14 protein-coding genes are annotated in these 16,731 nt (G+C 63.5%); 7 read left to right on the top strand and 7 right to left on the bottom strand.

The window, feature by feature from the left end; genetic code table 11:
* Positions 1-8 precede the first annotated feature (8 nt).
* The 4 genes from ccoG to ccoS are packed head-to-tail and all read left to right on the top strand — an operon-like array spanning position 9 to position 4,421.
* Positions 9-1,511 (top strand): cytochrome c oxidase accessory protein CcoG, encoded by a 1,503-nt coding sequence (gene ccoG / locus RCO24_RS18205; RefSeq protein ID WP_308964243.1) that lies wholly within the window; start codon positions 9-11, stop codon positions 1,509-1,511.
* Positions 1,508-2,038, top strand: coding sequence for a FixH family protein (locus RCO24_RS18210; protein ID WP_308964106.1), 531 nt, complete (start codon positions 1,508-1,510; stop codon positions 2,036-2,038). Before ccoG ends, RCO24_RS18210 begins: the two co-directional genes overlap by 4 nt.
* Positions 2,023-4,254, top strand: coding sequence for a heavy metal translocating P-type ATPase (locus RCO24_RS18215; protein ID WP_308964107.1), 2,232 nt, complete (start codon positions 2,023-2,025; stop codon positions 4,252-4,254). The genes RCO24_RS18210 and RCO24_RS18215 overlap by 16 nt, the downstream gene beginning before the upstream one ends.
* Complete coding sequence (ccoS, locus tag RCO24_RS18220) at positions 4,251-4,421, top strand: cbb3-type cytochrome oxidase assembly protein CcoS (protein WP_308964108.1); 171 nt, start codon at positions 4,251-4,253, stop codon at positions 4,419-4,421. The genes RCO24_RS18215 and ccoS overlap by 4 nt, the downstream gene beginning before the upstream one ends.
* 112 nt (positions 4,422-4,533) lie before the next feature.
* Here ccoS and RCO24_RS18225 read toward each other — a convergent pair whose 3' ends face one another.
* Together RCO24_RS18225 and RCO24_RS18230 are read right to left on the bottom strand one after the other, a co-directional pair.
* The gene (locus RCO24_RS18225; protein ID WP_308964109.1) at positions 4,534-7,242 is read right to left on the bottom strand and encodes a bifunctional acetate--CoA ligase family protein/GNAT family N-acetyltransferase; all 2,709 of its coding nucleotides are present in this window, start codon (positions 7,240-7,242) and stop codon (positions 4,534-4,536) included.
* Between the two features lie 308 nt (positions 7,243-7,550).
* Positions 7,551-8,102, bottom strand: a complete 552-nt coding sequence (locus RCO24_RS18230) for a hypothetical protein (RefSeq protein ID WP_308964110.1) — start codon at positions 8,100-8,102, stop codon at positions 7,551-7,553.
* A 222-nt stretch (positions 8,103-8,324) separates the two neighbouring features.
* On the opposite strand from RCO24_RS18230, the gene RCO24_RS18235 reads away from it, so the two are divergent.
* Positions 8,325-9,065 (top strand): response regulator, encoded by a 741-nt coding sequence (locus RCO24_RS18235; RefSeq protein ID WP_308964111.1) that lies wholly within the window; start codon positions 8,325-8,327, stop codon positions 9,063-9,065.
* 6 nt (positions 9,066-9,071) lie between these two features.
* On the opposite strand, the gene RCO24_RS18240 is transcribed toward RCO24_RS18235, so the two are convergent.
* The gene (locus tag RCO24_RS18240; protein ID WP_308964112.1) at positions 9,072-10,733 is read right to left on the bottom strand and encodes a PAS domain S-box protein; all 1,662 of its coding nucleotides are present in this window, start codon (positions 10,731-10,733) and stop codon (positions 9,072-9,074) included.
* Between RCO24_RS18240 and RCO24_RS18245 the strand changes: the two genes are divergently transcribed.
* Positions 10,732-10,977, top strand: a complete 246-nt coding sequence (locus RCO24_RS18245; protein WP_308964113.1) for a hypothetical protein — start codon at positions 10,732-10,734, stop codon at positions 10,975-10,977. The genes RCO24_RS18240 and RCO24_RS18245 overlap by 2 nt on opposite strands.
* Positions 10,978-11,017: 40 nt before the next feature.
* Here the strand turns inward: RCO24_RS18245 and RCO24_RS18250 are convergent, their stop codons facing one another.
* A complete protein-coding gene (locus RCO24_RS18250; protein WP_308964114.1) occupies positions 11,018-12,490 on the bottom strand; it encodes an aldehyde dehydrogenase family protein in 1,473 nt (490 codons plus the stop codon).
* Positions 12,487-13,533 carry a phosphotransferase gene (locus RCO24_RS18255; protein WP_308964115.1) on the bottom strand — a complete coding sequence of 349 codons (1,047 nt, stop codon included), beginning with the start codon at positions 13,531-13,533 and terminating at the stop codon, positions 12,487-12,489. The genes RCO24_RS18250 and RCO24_RS18255 overlap by 4 nt, the downstream gene beginning before the upstream one ends.
* A gap of 143 nt (positions 13,534-13,676) precedes the next feature.
* Here RCO24_RS18255 and RCO24_RS18260 point away from each other — a divergent pair, with 143 nt between their 5' ends.
* Positions 13,677-14,090, top strand: coding sequence for a LysR family transcriptional regulator (locus tag RCO24_RS18260; RefSeq protein WP_308964116.1), 414 nt, complete (start codon positions 13,677-13,679; stop codon positions 14,088-14,090).
* A 67-nt stretch (positions 14,091-14,157) separates the two neighbouring features.
* On the opposite strand, the gene modA is transcribed toward RCO24_RS18260, so the two are convergent.
* A complete protein-coding gene (gene modA, locus RCO24_RS18265; protein ID WP_308964117.1) occupies positions 14,158-14,964 on the bottom strand; it encodes a molybdate ABC transporter substrate-binding protein in 807 nt (268 codons plus the stop codon).
* Positions 14,965-15,227: 263 nt separating this feature from the next.
* Complete coding sequence (gene eat / locus RCO24_RS18270) at positions 15,228-16,721, bottom strand: ethanolamine permease (RefSeq protein WP_308964118.1); 1,494 nt, start codon at positions 16,719-16,721, stop codon at positions 15,228-15,230.
* Between the last annotated feature and the right edge of the window lie 10 nt (positions 16,722-16,731).

Genomic DNA, 16,731 nt, shown 5'->3' on the forward strand with positions numbered 1-16,731 from the left:
TGACACAGATGGAGCCCATCGCGCGGACGAACGGCACTAAGCCGACCGAAGCCGCGCCCGGGATCGAACGGATCGATGTTGCGGCGGTTTCGTCCAAGAGCCTGCGCTCGCTCTACGGAGAGCGAAAGCCCATCTACCCCAAGCGTGCGCACGGTACGTTCCGCTCGATCAAGTGGATCGTGATGGCGGTGACGCTCGGGATCTACTACCTGCTTCCCTGGGTGCGCTGGGAGCGTGGGCCCGGACTTCCCAATCAGGCGTTCCTGCTCGATTTCGCAAATCAGCGTCTCTATTTCGGTCCGATCGAGATCTGGGCGCAAGAGCTCTATTTCATCACCGGTATCCTCGTCCTCTCGGCGCTGGGGCTGTTCCTTGTCACGGCGATCGCGGGGCGCATGTGGTGCGGCTATGCCTGTCCGCAGACGGTCTGGACGGATCTGATGATCGCAGTCGAGCGCTTCTGGCAGGGCGATCGCAATGCACGGATGCGGCTCGATCAATCGGCGTGGACGCTCGAGAAGATCTGGAAAAAGACGGCCACTCACATTTCGTGGCTGGTGATATCGATCGCGACCGGCGGCGTTCTCGTGTTCTATTTCCGCGATGCGCCGACGCTGGCTGCCGAGCTGGTGCGGGGGGATGCTCCGCTCATCGCATACGTCTTTCTCGGCATTTTCACTGGAACCACTTACCTGCTCGGCGGTATCGCACGCGAGCAGGTGTGCATCTACATGTGCCCCTGGCCGCGTATCCAGGCGGCGATGTTCGATGCCGAGTCGCTGCTCGTCTCCTACCACGAGCATCGGGGCGAGCCGCGAGGCGCGCACAAGAAGGGGCAGACGTGGCTCGACCGCGGCGACTGCATCGACTGCAAGGCGTGCGTTGCGGTTTGCCCGATGGGGATCGATATCCGCGATGGCGCGCAGATGGAATGCATTCAGTGTGCGCTGTGCATCGACGCCTGCGACGACATCATGGACAAGGTCGGGCGCCCGAAAGGGCTCATCTCCTACGACACGTTCCTCAATGTCGAGGCGCCTGCAGGAGCGGAGCCGGTTCCGGTCCGTATCGTTCGGCCGCGCACGGTGCTCTACTCGGCTCTGATCGCGCTCGTGGTCGGGCTCATGGCGTGGGCGTGGCTTGCGCGCCTGACGACGCAGATCAGCGTGATCGCCGATCGTAATCCGATGTTCGTCGCACTGTCGGATGGCGGCGTGCGCAACGGCTATACGCTCAAGATCCTGAACAAGACGCATTCGGCGCAGGCCTTCCAGGTCGCGATCGACGGGGTGCCGGGCGCGACGATGTCCATCGTAGGCTTTGAAGGGACGTCGGCGCCGCTCAACATCGAGGCCAACAACGTCCGTGCATTCAAGATCTACGTGACGGCCCCGGCGCCGATCTGGCGGAAAATGAGCGGCACCGCCGTTCCGCTGCGCTTCAAGGTGACGAATATCGACAGCGGCGAAACCGCGATCAACAACGCGACCTTCAGAGGCCCCGGATCATGATGAGCTTTTCTCGACCCACCGAACAACGGGCCACGGGACAAAAGCGCGGCGGGTTGACCGGCGCCCACGTTCTTTTCTCGCTGCTCGGTTTCTTTGCGGTGATCGTCGTTGCCGACGCGACGCTGATCTACAAGGCGCTCACCACCTTTGGCGGCGTCGATAACGTCAACGCCTATCGTGACGGGGTTGCGTACAACACGCGCATTGCGGCCGATACGCGACAGACCGATCTCGGATGGCAGGATCAGACCGAGATTTCCGGAGATCCCGTCCGTCTGCGTGTTTTGCTCAAGGCAAAGGATGGGACGCCTGTCACGAACCAGAGGATTGTCGCGAAAGTCGGCCGGCCCGCGACCAATCGTTTCGACAACAAGATTGCGCTCGCCGAGGCCACGCCTGGTGTCTACGAGGCGGTGCTGGAAGCGGCGGACAGCGGAACCTGGCTTGTCGAAGCGCAGGTGTTTTCCGGCGCGGAAGCCGCGACGCCGGTGTTTCAGATCCGGAGGCGCCTGTGGGTCGCACCTTAGACATCTCGCTTGCTGATGCTGAGTTGCGCTCCGCTCTCGATGAGGGCCGGCCGCGCGTCGAGACGACGTCGCTCGTGGTCGAGAACATGCAGTGCGGGGCGTGCATGTCGTCGATCGAGGGCGCGCTGCGCAACGTTCCAGGCGTGCTCGATGCCCGGGCCAATCTCTCGGCGAGGCGCGTCGCGGTTACGTTTCATCCCGAGAAGGCGCAGTCCCAGGCGCTGATCGATGCGCTTTCTGGTGCCGGCTTTCACGCGGCCGAGACACCGGAAACGGCTGCCAGCCAGTCCGAGGCGCGCGCGGACGACCTGCTGCGCCGGCTCGGTGTCGCGGGTTTCGCGGCAGCTAATGTGATGCTGCTTTCGGTATCGGTGTGGGCCGGAGAAGCGAGCGACATGGACCGCGCTGCGGCGTCGCTGTTTCACTGGCTTTCGGCGCTGATCGCGATGCCGGCTATCGCCTACGCTGCACAACCCTTCTTCCGTTCGGCTGGCGGCGCGCTCGGCAGCGGCCGCCTCAACATGGATGTGCCGATCTCGCTCGGCATCATCCTAGCTACGGGCATGAGCCTGTTCCAAACCATCCGCGGCACGTCGCATGTGTATTTCGACGCCGCGATCATGCTGACGTTCTTCCTGCTGATCGGACGCTACCTCGACGAGCAGGTGCGGCTTCGGGCGCGCGGCGCGGCCGAGAATCTGATCGGCCTCAAGGCGCTGACGGCGATGGTGATCGGCGCCGATGGAACTGCGACGCGCGTGCCGGCCCGGACGCTTGTACCCGGCATGCGTATCCATGTTGCGGCCGGCGAGCGTATTCCGGTCGACGGACGGATTCTCGACGGGTTGACCGACATCGACGCGAGCCTAATCACGGGAGAAACGCTCCCGGCAGCGGGCGCTCCGGGAAGCAACGTTCATGCGGGCACGCTCAATCTCACGCGTGCGATCACGGTGGAGGCCACTGCGACCGACGACAGCACGTTGCTGGCCGAAATTGCGCGACTGATGCAGTCGGCCGAGCAGGGGCGAGGTCAATACGTTCGACTTGCGGATAGGGCGTCGCGGCTCTATGCGCCGGCGGTCCACGTGCTCGGTGCCGCTACGCTTCTCGGCTGGATGATGGTAGGTGCGGGCTGGGAAGTTGCGCTGACGAATGCTGTCGCCGTGTTGATCATCACCTGCCCGTGTGCGCTCGCGCTTGCGGTGCCGGCGGTGCAAGTCGCGGCGACGAGCCGGCTGTTCGGCAAAGGCGTGATCGTGAAGGCCGCCGACGGGCTCGAGCGGCTCTCGGAGGTCGATACCGTCGTGTTCGACAAGACCGGAACGCTCACGCGCGGCGAGCCTGCGCTGCGCAATGGCGCGGAGATCGACGATGATGTGCTGATGGCGGCCGCGTCGCTGGCCATTTCCAGCCGCCATCCCTATTCGCGGGCGGTCGTGAAGGCGGCGCGCGACAGGGGCTTGGATATCATTCCAGCCGAGAGCGTGACCGAGGTGGCGGGTTCGGGACTTTCGGCGCAGACGAGCAACGGAGAACGCCGGCTCGGCTCGGCCGCATGGGTGAGCGAGGGCACTTCTTCTGCGGGTGCGCCTGGCTCGCTGTTCTATGGGGATGGCACAGCCGCGCCAGTTGCGTTCCATTTCGACGATATCGTCCGTGACGACGCGACCGAGGTCGTGGCGGCGCTTCGGGCGCAAGGGTATACGGTGCACCTGTTGTCGGGTGATCGGCCACAAGCCGTCGCCGCAGCGGCACAGGAAGCCGGTATTGCCTATTGGTCCGGAGGCGTGCGTCCCGATGGCAAGATTGCGATGCTGGAACGGCTCAAGGCCGAGGGGCATCGGGTCTTGATGGTGGGCGACGGCCTCAACGATGCGCCGGCGCTGGCTGCGGCCCATGCGTCGCTTTCGCCGTCTTCGGCCGCGGACATCAGCCAGACTGCTGCGGATGCGGTGTTTCAGGGGCAGCAGCTCGCGCCGATCCTCGAGGCGCTCAAGGTCGCGCGTGCGTCACAGCGTATGGCCGTGCAGAATTTCGGCATTGCGCTCGCCTACAATGTCGTGTCGGTGCCGCTGGCAATGGCGGGACACGTGACGCCGCTGATCGCGGCGCTTGCGATGTCGCTGTCGTCCATCGCGGTCACGGCAAACGCGTTGAGGCTGCGGCGGCGCAAGCTCGCGCTCGAACCCGCCATCGGAGGAGGTCAATCATGACCGCGCTTGCCTGGCTGATTCCCTGCGCGCTCGTGTTGGGCCTCGTCGGACTGGTCGCGTTTCTGTGGGCCCTCAACTCGGGTCAGTTCCAGGATCTCGAAGGCGCGGGCTGGCGGGCTATCCAGGATGACGAGGATGCGCCATCGACGGCGCCGGATAACCGCTAGGCGCCGCTGTCTTAAACCGGCTTCTCCTGTCGATTGTCTTGTCGCTTAGAGCAAGATCGCTTTTCTTTGAATCGCGATCTCGCTCTAAGTTTCTGATGAGACCGATGATTATTTAGGTGCGCGCTGTGCGGAGCGCTTGCGGAGTTGCGCCGATTTGCAGCGTCGCGCGGCGCAGCGTGCTGTCGTCGTCGATGGTCTCGATCTTGAAGCCGAGAGCCTGGCACATCGTCAGCATGGTGGTATTGGTGGCGAGGATCTCGCCGAAGAGCTGCTGCAGGCCTTCTTCGCGGGCGTAGGCGATCAGGTGCTGCATCAGGAGCCAGCCGAGCCCTTTTCCCTTGAGATCGGAACGGACCAGCACGGCGTACTCGGCGCGCGTGTAGTCGGGATCCGCCGAAAGGCGGCTTACGCCCAACAGCTCGCCATCCGGAGACAGCGCCACGAACGCCATCTCGCGCGCGTAGTCGATCTGCGTCAGGCGCGCGATGAATTTGTGCGAGCGGTCGGGCTTCATGGTGAAGAAGCGCATGTGGGCGTCCTCGGGCGTCACGTGCTCGAAGAAGCGATCGTAGAGTTTTTCGTCCTCGGGGCGCACGGGACGCAGGTGGAACTTGCCGATGCGCGGCAGCTCACGATCTTCTTCCCATTGGGCGGGATAGGGCCTGATCGAAAGCGGCAGGCGCGGCTCCCTGATCGCGTCGGCGACGCGGACACGAGCATCGAGCGCGATGCAGCCGCGTTCGTCGGCCAATAGCGGATTGATGTCGAGTTCGCGGATCTCGGGATGGTTGGCGATCATGTAGCTGACGCGCACCAGCACCTCTGCGATGGCGTCGAGATCGGCGCGTGGGCGGTTGCGGTATCCTTGCAGCAAGCGGCTGATGCGGGTCTGGCGGATGGCATCGTGGGCCAGCATGAGATCGAGCGGCGGAAGCGCGTGGGCGGTATCCTTGATGACCTCGACCGCGGTGCCGCCTGCGCCGAACAGTAGCGTGGGGCCGAAGGTTCTGTCCTCGCTCATGCCGACGATAAGCTCGTGCGCGTCCGGGCGCTCGATCATCGGTTCCACGGTGAAGCCTTCGAGATGGGCGTCGGGGCGGATGCGTGCGATGTCGGCAAGCATGGCGCGCGCAGCTTCTCGGGCTTCCTCGGGGCTTCTAAGACCAAGGCGGACGCCGCCGACATCCGATTTGTGGGAGATGTCGTCGGAGAGGATCTTGATCACGCAGGCGGGCGTTGTTTCCATGATCTTGCGGGCGGCGTTTGCAACGGCGTCCGGATCCCTGGCGATGACCGTCTCGGCGACGGGAATGCCGTAGGCGGAGAGGATTGCCTTCGATTCCTTTTCCGTCAGCATGAAGCGGTTGCGTGCGATCGCCTCCGAGATCACGGCGCTGGCGTGGTCGGTATCAAAGTGCAGGTTTCCGGGGGCGGTCGGGGGCGTGCGCATCAGCTCGTTCTGCGAACGCCTGTAGGCGACGAGCTGCATGAAGCCTTCGATGGCTTCGGCGGGGGTATCGAACGTCGGGATGCCGGCTTTCGCGAATTGGCGGCGGCTTTCGGTTGCGGCGCCGTCACCGAGCCAGTTGGTCAGCACGGTTTTCTTGCGCCCGGTTTTTGCGGTATCCGACGCGTGCGCGCGAATGACCGCGCTGGCGGCGGCTTCGCTCGAAGCCAGGGCGGTCGGGCAATTGATGACGAGAACCGCGTCGAGCGCCTTGTCGGCGAGTAGAATTTCGAGGGCCGCCTCGTAGCGATCCGGGCCTGCGTCGCCGATGATGTCGACCGGATTACCTCTCGACCAGGTCGGCGGGAGCACGTTGTTCAGCGCGGCTTGCGTTTCGGGGGAGAGGTCTGCGGGGTCGACGTTGAAGTCCGCGAGCCGGTCGGCCGCGAGCACGCCCGCGCCGCCACCGTTGGTCAGGATGGCAAGCCGCTCGCCTTCGAGCTTCGGCGTGAAGGAGAGAATTTCGGCGGCGCTGAACAGCGAGTCGAGATCGCCGACACGGACGAGGCCCGCGCGCCGGAATGCGGCGTCGTAGACGGCATCCGCGCCCGAAAGCGCGCCGGTGTGTGATTGCGCGGCCTTGGCGCCCGAGGCGTGGCGGCCGGATTTCAGAACGATGACTGGCTTTGCACGCGCGGCGCGGCGGGCCGCTGACAGGAATTTGGGAGCACTGGTGATTTGCTCGACGTAAAGCAGGATCGCCTTGCTCTGCGGGTCGCCGGCGAGAAAATCCAGGAGGTCGCCGAAGTCGACGTCGGCCATGTCGCCCATAGAGACGACTTTCGAGAAACCGATGCCGCGGGCGTGTGCCCAGTCGATGACCGCGGTGACGAGCGCGCCTGATTGGGAGAGGAACGCGAGATCACCCTTGAGCGGCATCCCATGCGCAAAGCTCGCGTTGAGCCCCAGGCGCGGCAGGAGCAGGCCGATGCAGTTCGGCCCCACGATGCGCATGCAGGTTGGCCGTGCCGCGTTGAACATTTTTCGGCGGAGCATCGTGTCGATGCCCGCCGTGATCACGATCGCCGCGCGCGTTCCTTTTGCGGCGAGGTCCGCGATCACGGAAGGAATTGTTTTCGGGGGCGTCGCGATGACGGCGAGATCGGGTGTCGCTGGGAGTGCCGCGATGGACGGATAGCAGACGGTTCCTTCAATCTCCGAGTGCTTTGGGTTGACCAGATAGAGGTCGCCCGCAAATCCACCTGTCTTGAGGTTGGATGTCACGATGCGGCCGACGCTGCCGGGCTCCGGGCTCGCGCCGATGAAGGCCACCGACTTCGGCGAGAACAGGAATTCGAGGTTGCGAACCGTCATTGTGGGGCCTTTCGGTGCATCGTGGCACGGTCCTCGGTCGAGGTGAGGACGCACATGTTCATGAGATCCGGCTCATGGGATCGGGCCTGAGCTGCGCTAATACTTCGTCTGCGTCCGGAAGGATTTGACGCAAGCTGCTGCACGTTCACATCGATTTCGATCAACTCAATCAAAAAAATCTGAATCGCGCGTTTGGCCAATAGTCTAAACCGCGGCGCGATACAGTTCAGTGACGCGGCTCCAAGTGGAAGGAAACCGTCACGCGGCTGGAGGTTCCCGGCGATGCGCAGTGTTAGCAGCATCCGGGCTCAGTTGAGCTGCGCCGTCATTTCGTGGGTCAGCAGAACTTCGCAATTCGCATCCAAGAGCGCGCGTGAAGTCGCCATGCGCTGTTCGGCATTTTCCGTTCTTGCAATGACGAGGGTGGCTCCGCCTGCGAGGCGGTTCACGACATGCTGGAAAAGGCGCTGCGTGCCGAGCGGCGTGATGCGGAGGTCGACGGCGCTTTCTGCGTGGATGCTTTTCCACAGAGCCCTGAAGGGCCGCGGGGTTTTGCTCGCGCCGGGCATGTCTCGCCCCGATTTCAGAAAGACTTCGCTGGTGCAGCGGCTTATGCGATCGCTTGCCGCGGATGGCGGGCGTCGGCTTTGCGCCGTTTGGGATACGACGAGGACGTCGCAATTGCGCGCGGCACTGGAAACGAGGCCCTCGATGGCTCTGTCGGCCTGGGTCTGCTCCGGAAAAATACCGAGGACGAAGGTTTGCCGGCCGCGCGCCGTCTCGCCCAGCCCGGCATCGGGGTATGCGGCTGCTTCGGCATTTCCGGTCAGAGGCGTTTGGTCCTTCGCGGCTGTCGTCACCAAGCCCTCTCGGGTAACCTTTGCCTAGCCTCGACGATGCAAATACATTCTTTACGCCGAGGCATTTGGCGCGTTCGCCAATGTGCGATAGGGGGATAAGATTGGTCCCGCGTTCCAGGCGTATGGTCCAATTGTAAGAATGTGTATCAGCATGTGTCAGAGAGCCTCTAAAAGGGGTGACATCTGACGTTTGCGGCGGTCGGCTCGGGTGAAGAGAGAAAAATGTCTCAACACGAGATCTCACAAGTCCTGATCGTGGACGACGAACCTGAAATCCGCGCGCTGCTGAGGGCCGGGCTCGAAGCCGAAGGTTTCGGCGTGGTCGAAGCGGCGAGCGGCGCGGAGGCCGAAGCGCATCTCGATCGCCAGCCGATCGCGCTGATGACGCTCGATCTCAAGCTCGGTGGCGAGGATGGGCTCAAGCTTGCCCGCGATTTCCGCGCCAAACGCAACACGCCGATCATCATGATCACCGGCAAGGGCGATCCGATCGACCGCGTGGTCGGGCTCGAGCTCGGTGCCGACGACTACATCTCGAAGCCGTTCTTGATGCGCGAGGTTGTTGCGCGCGTCCGCGCCGTGCTGAGGCGCTATGTCGGGGGCGCCGAGGAGGCTGATACCGGCGCGACCGAGCGGCCCGACGGGACGCGCTTTGCGTTCGATGGATGGTCGATCGATGTGAAACGGCGCGAGGTGCGCGATCCAAAGGGCGCCAACGTCGAGCTGACGACGGCGGAGTTCAATCTGCTCATCATTTTCGTGCAGCGACCCGGCCGCGTGCTGTCGCGGGACGAACTGATGGACCTGCTCAAGGGCCACGACTGGACGCCGATGGATCGGTCGATCGACGGCCTCGTCGCGCGGCTGCGCAAGAAGATCGAGCCCGAAAGCGAGCGGCCGCAGCTGGTCAAGACCGTGCGCGGTGTCGGCTATGCATTCGCGGGAAGTGTCAAGCGAGTCTAACGCGCCTTACGTCTTAGGCGCGAGAGCATCGCGCAGCGCGACGGCAAGCTGCTTTCTGGGATAGGGCTTGCGCAGGATAGGAGCGTCAATCAGATCCGAGGGATCCTGGTTCGCCTCCTCGGCGGCATAGCCCGTTGTCAGCACGATCCTGGTTTGCGGTGCGTTGGCCCGGACCCAGCGGGCGAGGTCGTATCCCGAAAGTCCGCCTGCCATGACGATGTCGCTCAGGATGAGATCGATAGGGTCGCCGCTTTCGAGAATGCGGATCGCGGCCTGGCCGTTTTCGGCTTCCTGTACGACGTAGCCCAACCCTTCGACGCGCTGCAACGTCAGCTCGCGGACTTCGGGATTGTCTTCGACGACGAGCACCGTTTCGCAGTTTTCCGAGAGCGGGATCGGCTCGGAGGTTTCCTGGCGGATCAAATCGGCTTCCGCATCGGCGCGCGGCAAATAGAGGTTCACGATGGTTCCCTTGCCGAGCGTGCTCGCGATCGTCGAATAGCCACCCGATTGCTCGGCGAACCCATAGATTGTGCTGAGGCCCAGTCCGGTGCCGCGGCCGGGCTCTTTTGTCGTGAAGAAAGGTTCGAACGCCCGATCCAGAACTTCCGGTGGCATGCCCTGGCCGGTGTCGCTCACCGCGATGTGCACAAAATCTCCGGGATGGGGGGCGCCCGCTTCGGTTGCCGACACGTTCTTGGTCTCGATGACGAGTTGGCCGCCCGTGGGCATCGCGTCACGTGCGTTGATCGCGAGATTCAGAATGGCATTTTCGAGTTCGCTCGGATCGGTGCGGGTGTGCCAGAGCTTACCGGCAAGCACGGTGGTGAGCGTGATCGGTTCGCCCAGAGAGCGCTTCAGGATTTCGGTGAGGCCAAGCACCAGCTCGTTGACGTCCACGACCTGCGTCGCGAGCCGGCGGCGGCGCGCGAAGGTCAAAAGGCGCTTGGTCAGCGCGGCGCCCATGTCGGCGGCGTCGGACGCTCGCTTCAGATATGCGCGAGAGCTTTCCTTGTCGATTTCGTAGCCGAGAAGCTCGAGATTGCCCGTGACGATGGTCAGGAGGTTGTTGAAGTCGTGCGCGACGCCGCCGGTCAGCTGGCCGAAGGCTTCCATGCGCTGGGCCTGGATGAGGGCGACCTGAGTTTCCTCGCGACGGCGGATCTCGGCTTCGAGATCGCGCGTGCGATCGGCAATACGCTTTTCGAGTTCCGAATTGGCGAGGGCGAGGGCTGCTTCCGTCCGTTTGCGTTCGGTTACGTCGCGCAGCACGACCATGTAGACTTTCTTGCCGCCGACCTGCTGCTTGGCGATGGAGGCTTCGGCGGGGAATTCGCTGCCGTCTTTTTTCAGCGCAAAGATCTCCTGGCGGTCGCCCATCTTGCGGGCGGCGACTGGGGAAGCGGAGAAATCGGAAACGTGGCGTCGATGGACGGCGTGGAAGCGGCTCGGGATAAGCTTGTCGATGGAATCGCCGATGATCTCTTCGGGCGTATAGCCGAAGATGGCGGTTGCGCCTTCGTTGAAGAGCGTGATGCGGAAGCGCTCGTCGAGCGAGATGATCGCGTCGGCTGCGATGGTCAGAATGGCCGAGATCTGGGTTTCGGCAATTCTCAGATTTTCGCTCGGATCGCGCCGGGGTGACGGCGGCTGGGGCGTGTCGGCCATGGGCTCTCTCGACCAATTCCAAAGTGTCTTAGCATCCGGCTCAGGACGCGCCAACCCGGGGCATCTCATCCGCAGGCGCGGCGGGAGCTGGGCGTTCGACGACGATCCGGACGATAGCAGCGACGACGAGCCGGGCTTCAAGTTCGGCAAACATTGCATCGTTCCGAGCGCGTACATCCCGTTCCGTGAGCACGACTGCGTGCTGCGCACCTTTGTCATCGAGCCCGTTGTCGATCTCGATTGAGCGGTGGTATCGGACTGATTGGGTCCGAAGCGATCATGGGCTAGCCCTTGAGATACCACCCCCAGGGATCGGGGCTTAGGTAGCGCGTGATCTGCTTCGGCTCGAGGAAGTTCATCAGTCCCCAGGTTCCAAGCTCGCGCCCGACGCCGCTCTTCTTCATGCCGCCCCACGGCGGCTCTAGGAAGTTGGGCTGGGAGCAGTTGATCCAGACCACGCCCGCCTCGAAGCGATCGGCAATGCGAGCTGCGCGATCGAGATCCGAGGTCATGACGGCTGCGGCCAATCCGAATTCGGTATTGTTGGCTAGCGCAAGGGCCTCCTCCTCGGTCTTGAAGGATGCGACCGCGAGCACGGGGCCGAAGATCTCCTCCTTCCAGATGCGCGCTTCCGGGGCGACGCCGGTGAAGATGGTCGGTTCGACAAAATAGCCGGCATTAAAGCCCGCGGGGCGCTGTCCGCCGGATACGAGAGAGGCTTCGCGTTTGCCGACCTCGATGTAGCCCATGACCTTGTCGTACTGCGGACGGCTGACGAGCGGGCCGAGCAACACGCCCGCGTCCATGCCGTCGCCGATGGTGATTTTCTTGGCCTCCTCGGCAAGCCGTTCAACTAGGCGGCCGGCAATTCCCGATTGAACGATCAGGCGCGAGGTGGCGCTGCAGACTTGGCCCTGGTTCCAGAAGATCCCGAACATGACCCATTCGATGACTTGTTCCAGGTCGGCGTCATCGAACACGACGATGGGAGATTTTCCGCCAAGCTCCAAGCTCACGCTCTTGATCTCGCGGGCCGCGGCCGTGGCGACGGCAATGCCGGTCGGGATGGACCCGGTGAAGGCGAGCTTTCTGACATCCGGATGCGTGCTGAGACGGGCACCAGCTTCGGCTCCGTAGCCGGTCACAACGTTGACGACGCCCGGCGGAACGCCGGCGGTCTCGCAGATGCGGGCCAGTTCCAGCGCGGTGAGGGACGTAAACTCGGACGGTTTCAGCACGAGCGTGCAGCCTGCGGCGAGGGCGGGGGCCACCTTCCAGGCGGCCATCAGCAGCGGATAGTTCCACGGCACGATCAATCCGGCGACGCCTGCCGGCACGTACTTTACGGTGGTCTTGAAGCGATCATCGGGTACGGCGATGGGCTGGTCCTGCTTTGCGTCCAGCTCCTCGGCGTAGGTGGCGTAGAGATTGAAGCAGTAGATGGTATCCGAGATGTCGCCCAGGGCCTCGGGCAGCGGCTTGCCGTTGTCGCGGACTTCGAGTTCGGCAAGCGCCTGTTGCTCGGCTTCCAGCCCGGAAGCGATCGCGCGAAGGACCACTGCACGCTCGCGCCCGGTGGTTCTGACCCAGGCGCCCTGGCCGGCTGTCTTGGCGGCCGCGACCGCGCGGTCCACGTCCTCGGCGGTGCCGGCGGCAATGGTGGCAAAGACTCGCTCGTTAGCAGGGTTGATAACGTCGATTTCTCCACCCTTCGCGGCGGCATACCAGGTTCCGTTTATGAAGTGCTTCGCCGTCATCTCGCTCTCTCTTGCTCAGGGAAGACCGTTCCGGATACGGCGTGCGCTGCGCCGAAGCGGGACAGGTAGCGCTCGCAAAGCGGAACCGTACCTTGGGTGTAAGCGACCCCCATCGAGCGGGCGAGATCGGTTTCCGCGTGCGAGCCGATCCAGGCGACGAGCAGGATGCGGCGCAGCATGACGAAGGTTGCGATCTCGGCTTCCTCGTCCGGGCTCAGCGTGCCGATGCGGCGATAGCCGCGCACCCAGGCTTCGATCAGCTCGGGTACTTCGGGAGCCTCCTCGAAGAACGAGACCGTGGTCGCGCAATCGTAGAGGAACCAGGAGAAGCCGCAGTCGTCGAAATCGATGACCTTCACGGTGCCGTCGTCCATCAGCAAATTAGCGAGGCGCATATCGCCGTGGACGAGATTGAACACGCCGGGTCCGGTGCCGATGCGCGCGAGGCGCCGCTCGATCAGCGCGACGGTCTCGCCAAGCACGCGCTCGATCTCCGGCGTCATGCCCATGCCATCCCGCCAACGGCCCCAGTGTGGCGTGGCACCCAGGCTGGTCTCGAAATTCCAGGTGTGGCGCTCGAACCAGGACGGGCGTTTCCAGGTGCAAACGTGTGCGTGCATCCGGGCGGCCGTTTCGCCGAGCTTCTCGAAGCCCGCGACGTCGTTGGCGGCAGGCTCCTGGCCTGCTTCCCAATCGAAGAGAACGACGTTGCGCGGATTCGCAAGGCCTTCCGCTTTCACCGACTGAATGAATTCGCCGTCTCGGCCCTGGATCGGGGCCGGCACATTGGCCGCTTCGGCCGCCCGGAGGGCCGCAAGCCAGGCCAGCTCGGACGCGATGGCGGCGCGGGAATGGTATCCCTCGCGGTGGATGCGGAGCGCCCAGCGATTGCCGGTGGCGGGGTCGTCGAGCCGGTATGTGGCGTTTTCCGAGATGTTGATCAGCGTGGGGATGACGCCTGGGGGCAGGGCGAAGTGGCGGATCGACCGCTCGGCCAATTGGTCCAGCCCAGCGTTCGATGGGGATACCTCGACTTCGCTCACCCTCTCTCCCTTCTTCTTCGACACCTGCCTCCAACAAGCACAGGGGGACGGGCCTCGCAACGCTCTCGCTTCCTTCGGCGCTGCACTGTAGATTTGCGGTTGTCGCTTGCGAGGGGGCAATCAGGCGTGATGAAGCAGGTCCTATGAAGGGAAAGCGGAAAGAAACCGAGCCGGCCGTCCGGCGCAAGGCGATCGCGGCCGATGGGCCGTTGTCGCGGGCCTCGTTGCGGCTGCGGGTCGTGTTTCCGGACGGGCGACAGCTCGGCCCCGGCAAGGCCGACCTACTGGAGGCGATCGGGCGGACGGGATCGATCTCGTCGGCCGCGCGCGAGCTCGAGATGTCCTATAGGCGCGCGTGGCTGCTCGTGGACGAGCTCGGCAAGCTGTTCAAGCGGCCGCTGCTGACGACCGCGGCGGGTGGTGCGCATGGCGGCGGCGCGGAGCTTACGGATTTCGGACGGGCGCTGATCGCGGCGTATCGTCGGATCGAAGATCGGGCGGCCGAGGCGGTGCGTGCCGAGCTGATCGTGTTCGAATCGGATCTCGACGATGTCTGAGATCCGCGGAGAGAAATCCGGCCCCTTTGTCGGCTAATGCGAGCGAAAGGGGCCGGATGTTCGTTGTCTACTTCAGAACCGTGAAGCCTTGGCCCTCGAAAACCTTTGCGGCTTCGGGCGTCGACAGATAGGCGAGAAATGCCTTGGCGTCGGCGTTGGTCGATGACGCGGTGATTGCGACCGGATAGACGATCGGCTGATGGCTGTCGGCGGGGAAGATGTCGACCACCTTGACCTTCGGCTCGCTCTTCGCGTCGGTGCCGTAGACTACGCCGAGCGGCGTCTCTCCGCGTGCGACGTAGGTCAGCGCGACGCGCACGTTCTCGGCTCCGGCGACCTTTGCGGAGACCTGATCCCAGACACCGAGGCTGGTCAGCGCGGCTTGGCCATAGATGCCGGCTGGGACGGACTTCGGATCGCCCATTGCGAGGCGCCCTTCACCAAGTGCCTCAGCGAGCTTGAAGCCTTTCTCGATCTTGAGGTTCACGGTGCTCTCAGCCGGTGCGATCAGCACGAGCGTGTTGCCGAGCAGCGTCTTGCGCGAGGCGTCGTCGATCAGCTTACGCTCGGCGACCCAATCCATCCACTTGAGATCGGCGGAGATGAAGAGGTCGGCAGGCGCGCCGGATTCGATCTGCTTGGCAATGGCGGACGATGCCGCAAACGACAGCGTCGCCTTCTTGCCGGTCTTGGCTTCCCAATCCTTGGCAATGGTATCGAGGGCGTTCTTGAGGCTTGCGGCGGCGAAGACAACGACTGGCTTAGTGGCAACCGCCGCATTCTCGGCAGGACGCGCGTCCTGCGCGTTCGCCAGGGGGATCGCCAGGAAGGCCATGGCGAAGAAGGATGCAAACGTTCGTGCGAGCTTGGTCATGTGAGGGGATCCTGCTGAGAGGCTGTATCTCGTGGAATACAGCGATGGTGCTTACCCCTGTCAAGCGTGCTTGCGCGCCTTCATATTTTTACCTGTAGGTCTTGCTGGCGCTGTGACATCTGCCGCGCGAATATTTCCGTCATCCTAGCTGTATTCGACGAAATATTGTGAGCTTTGCTGTTTCCCGGTCGAGATCGACCGAACGAAAAACGGGCGGCCCGGAGGCCGCCCGTCATGGTGTTTGATAGGCTTGAGAGCGCGGCTCAGTGCGTCTCGTAGGCCTTCTCGCCCTTGGTAAGCGCGAACTCTTCTTCCGGCGAGAGGATCAGCTTGTGACGGCCGATCAGCGCGAAGTAGATGATGCCGATCGCAAACCAACCTGCGACCCAGTAGACGCCGACGCTGTAGGCCGGATCCTGGAGCTGCATGTAGATCGTCACCAGCGCGATGATGACCGTGAGGGCGGCGCCGACGACGCCGAGCGGGCTCTTGTAAGGACGCTCGAGGGTCGGGAAGTCCTTCTTGAGCTTGATGTAGGTGAGGCCTTGCATCACGTAAGAGAACATGGCGCCAAAGACGGCCATGTTCAGCAGCGTGCCGCCGATCAGCTTGGCGCCCTGGTCAGCGCCTTCCGCAAACCACACGACCAGCATCACCGCGAGGCCGATAAGGGCGCCCGTGATCAATGCGACGTGCGGAGTTTTGCGGGTGCCGTGGGTCAGCGAAAGTGCGGTCGGGAAGTAGCCGGCGCGCGACAGCGAGTAGATCTGGCGGCCGTAGGCGTAGATGATCGTATGGAAGCTCGCGATAAGGCCGGTGAGGGCGACGACGGCGAGGATCGTTGCGATCTCGGTACCGTAGATGGCACGGAAGCCGTCGAGCAGCGGTTCGCCCGAAGCCCCCAGTTTCTGTGCGCCAACTCCGATGACCGACGGGTTGAGCGTTAGCACCAGAAACGCCGAGAGAAGAAGCGTGAACATGCCAAGCATGATGCCCTTCGGCATATCGCGCTTGGGATCGACGGATTCTTCTGCCGCGAGCGGTAGCTGCTCGATGGCGAGGAACAGCCAGACCGCGAACGGCAGGCCGGCCAGGATGCCATAAGGCCCGAACGGTAGGAATGGACCGTTGCCTTCCGGCAGCTCGGCGCCGTCAGAACCGATGTTCAAAGCCCAGCGGCTGAAGTCGATATGGCCGATCGCGCTGATGTAGAACACCGCGAGACAGAGCAGGGCCAGGATGGTGATGATCAGCGAGAAGCGGAACGAGAGCTCGACGCCGATGTAGTTCAAGGTCACGAACACGATGTAGAACGCGATCCAGAACAAGGGTTGCGCTTCAGCCGGCGCTCCGAGAATGGCAGCTGCGTAACTGCCGATAAAGAATACGATCACCGACGGCGTGATCACATATTCGACGTTCTCGGCAAGGCCGGTCAGGAAGCCGCCCCAGGGGCCGAATGCGGTGCGCGCGAAGGAGTAGGCGCCGCCCGTGTGCGGCATGGCCGGGCTCATCTCGGCGAGGCTGAACGTCAAGCCGAGATACATGATGGCGATGATGATGGTGGCAAAGAACATGCCGCCCCATCCGCCTTGTGCGAGGCCGAGGTTCCATCCGGAGAAGTGACCGGAAATCACGGCGCCCACGCCGAGTGCCCAAAGCGACCACACGCCAGCGTGGCGTTTTAGGCCGCGTGCTTTGAAATAGGCGTCATCTACTTTTTCGTAGGTAACGCCTTGAGTGTGATGTTCCGTCATGTGTTGCTCC

Source organism: Hyphomicrobium sp. LHD-15 (genome assembly GCF_031157355.1).
Taxonomy (GTDB): Bacteria; Pseudomonadota; Alphaproteobacteria; order Rhizobiales; family Hyphomicrobiaceae; genus Hyphomicrobium_C.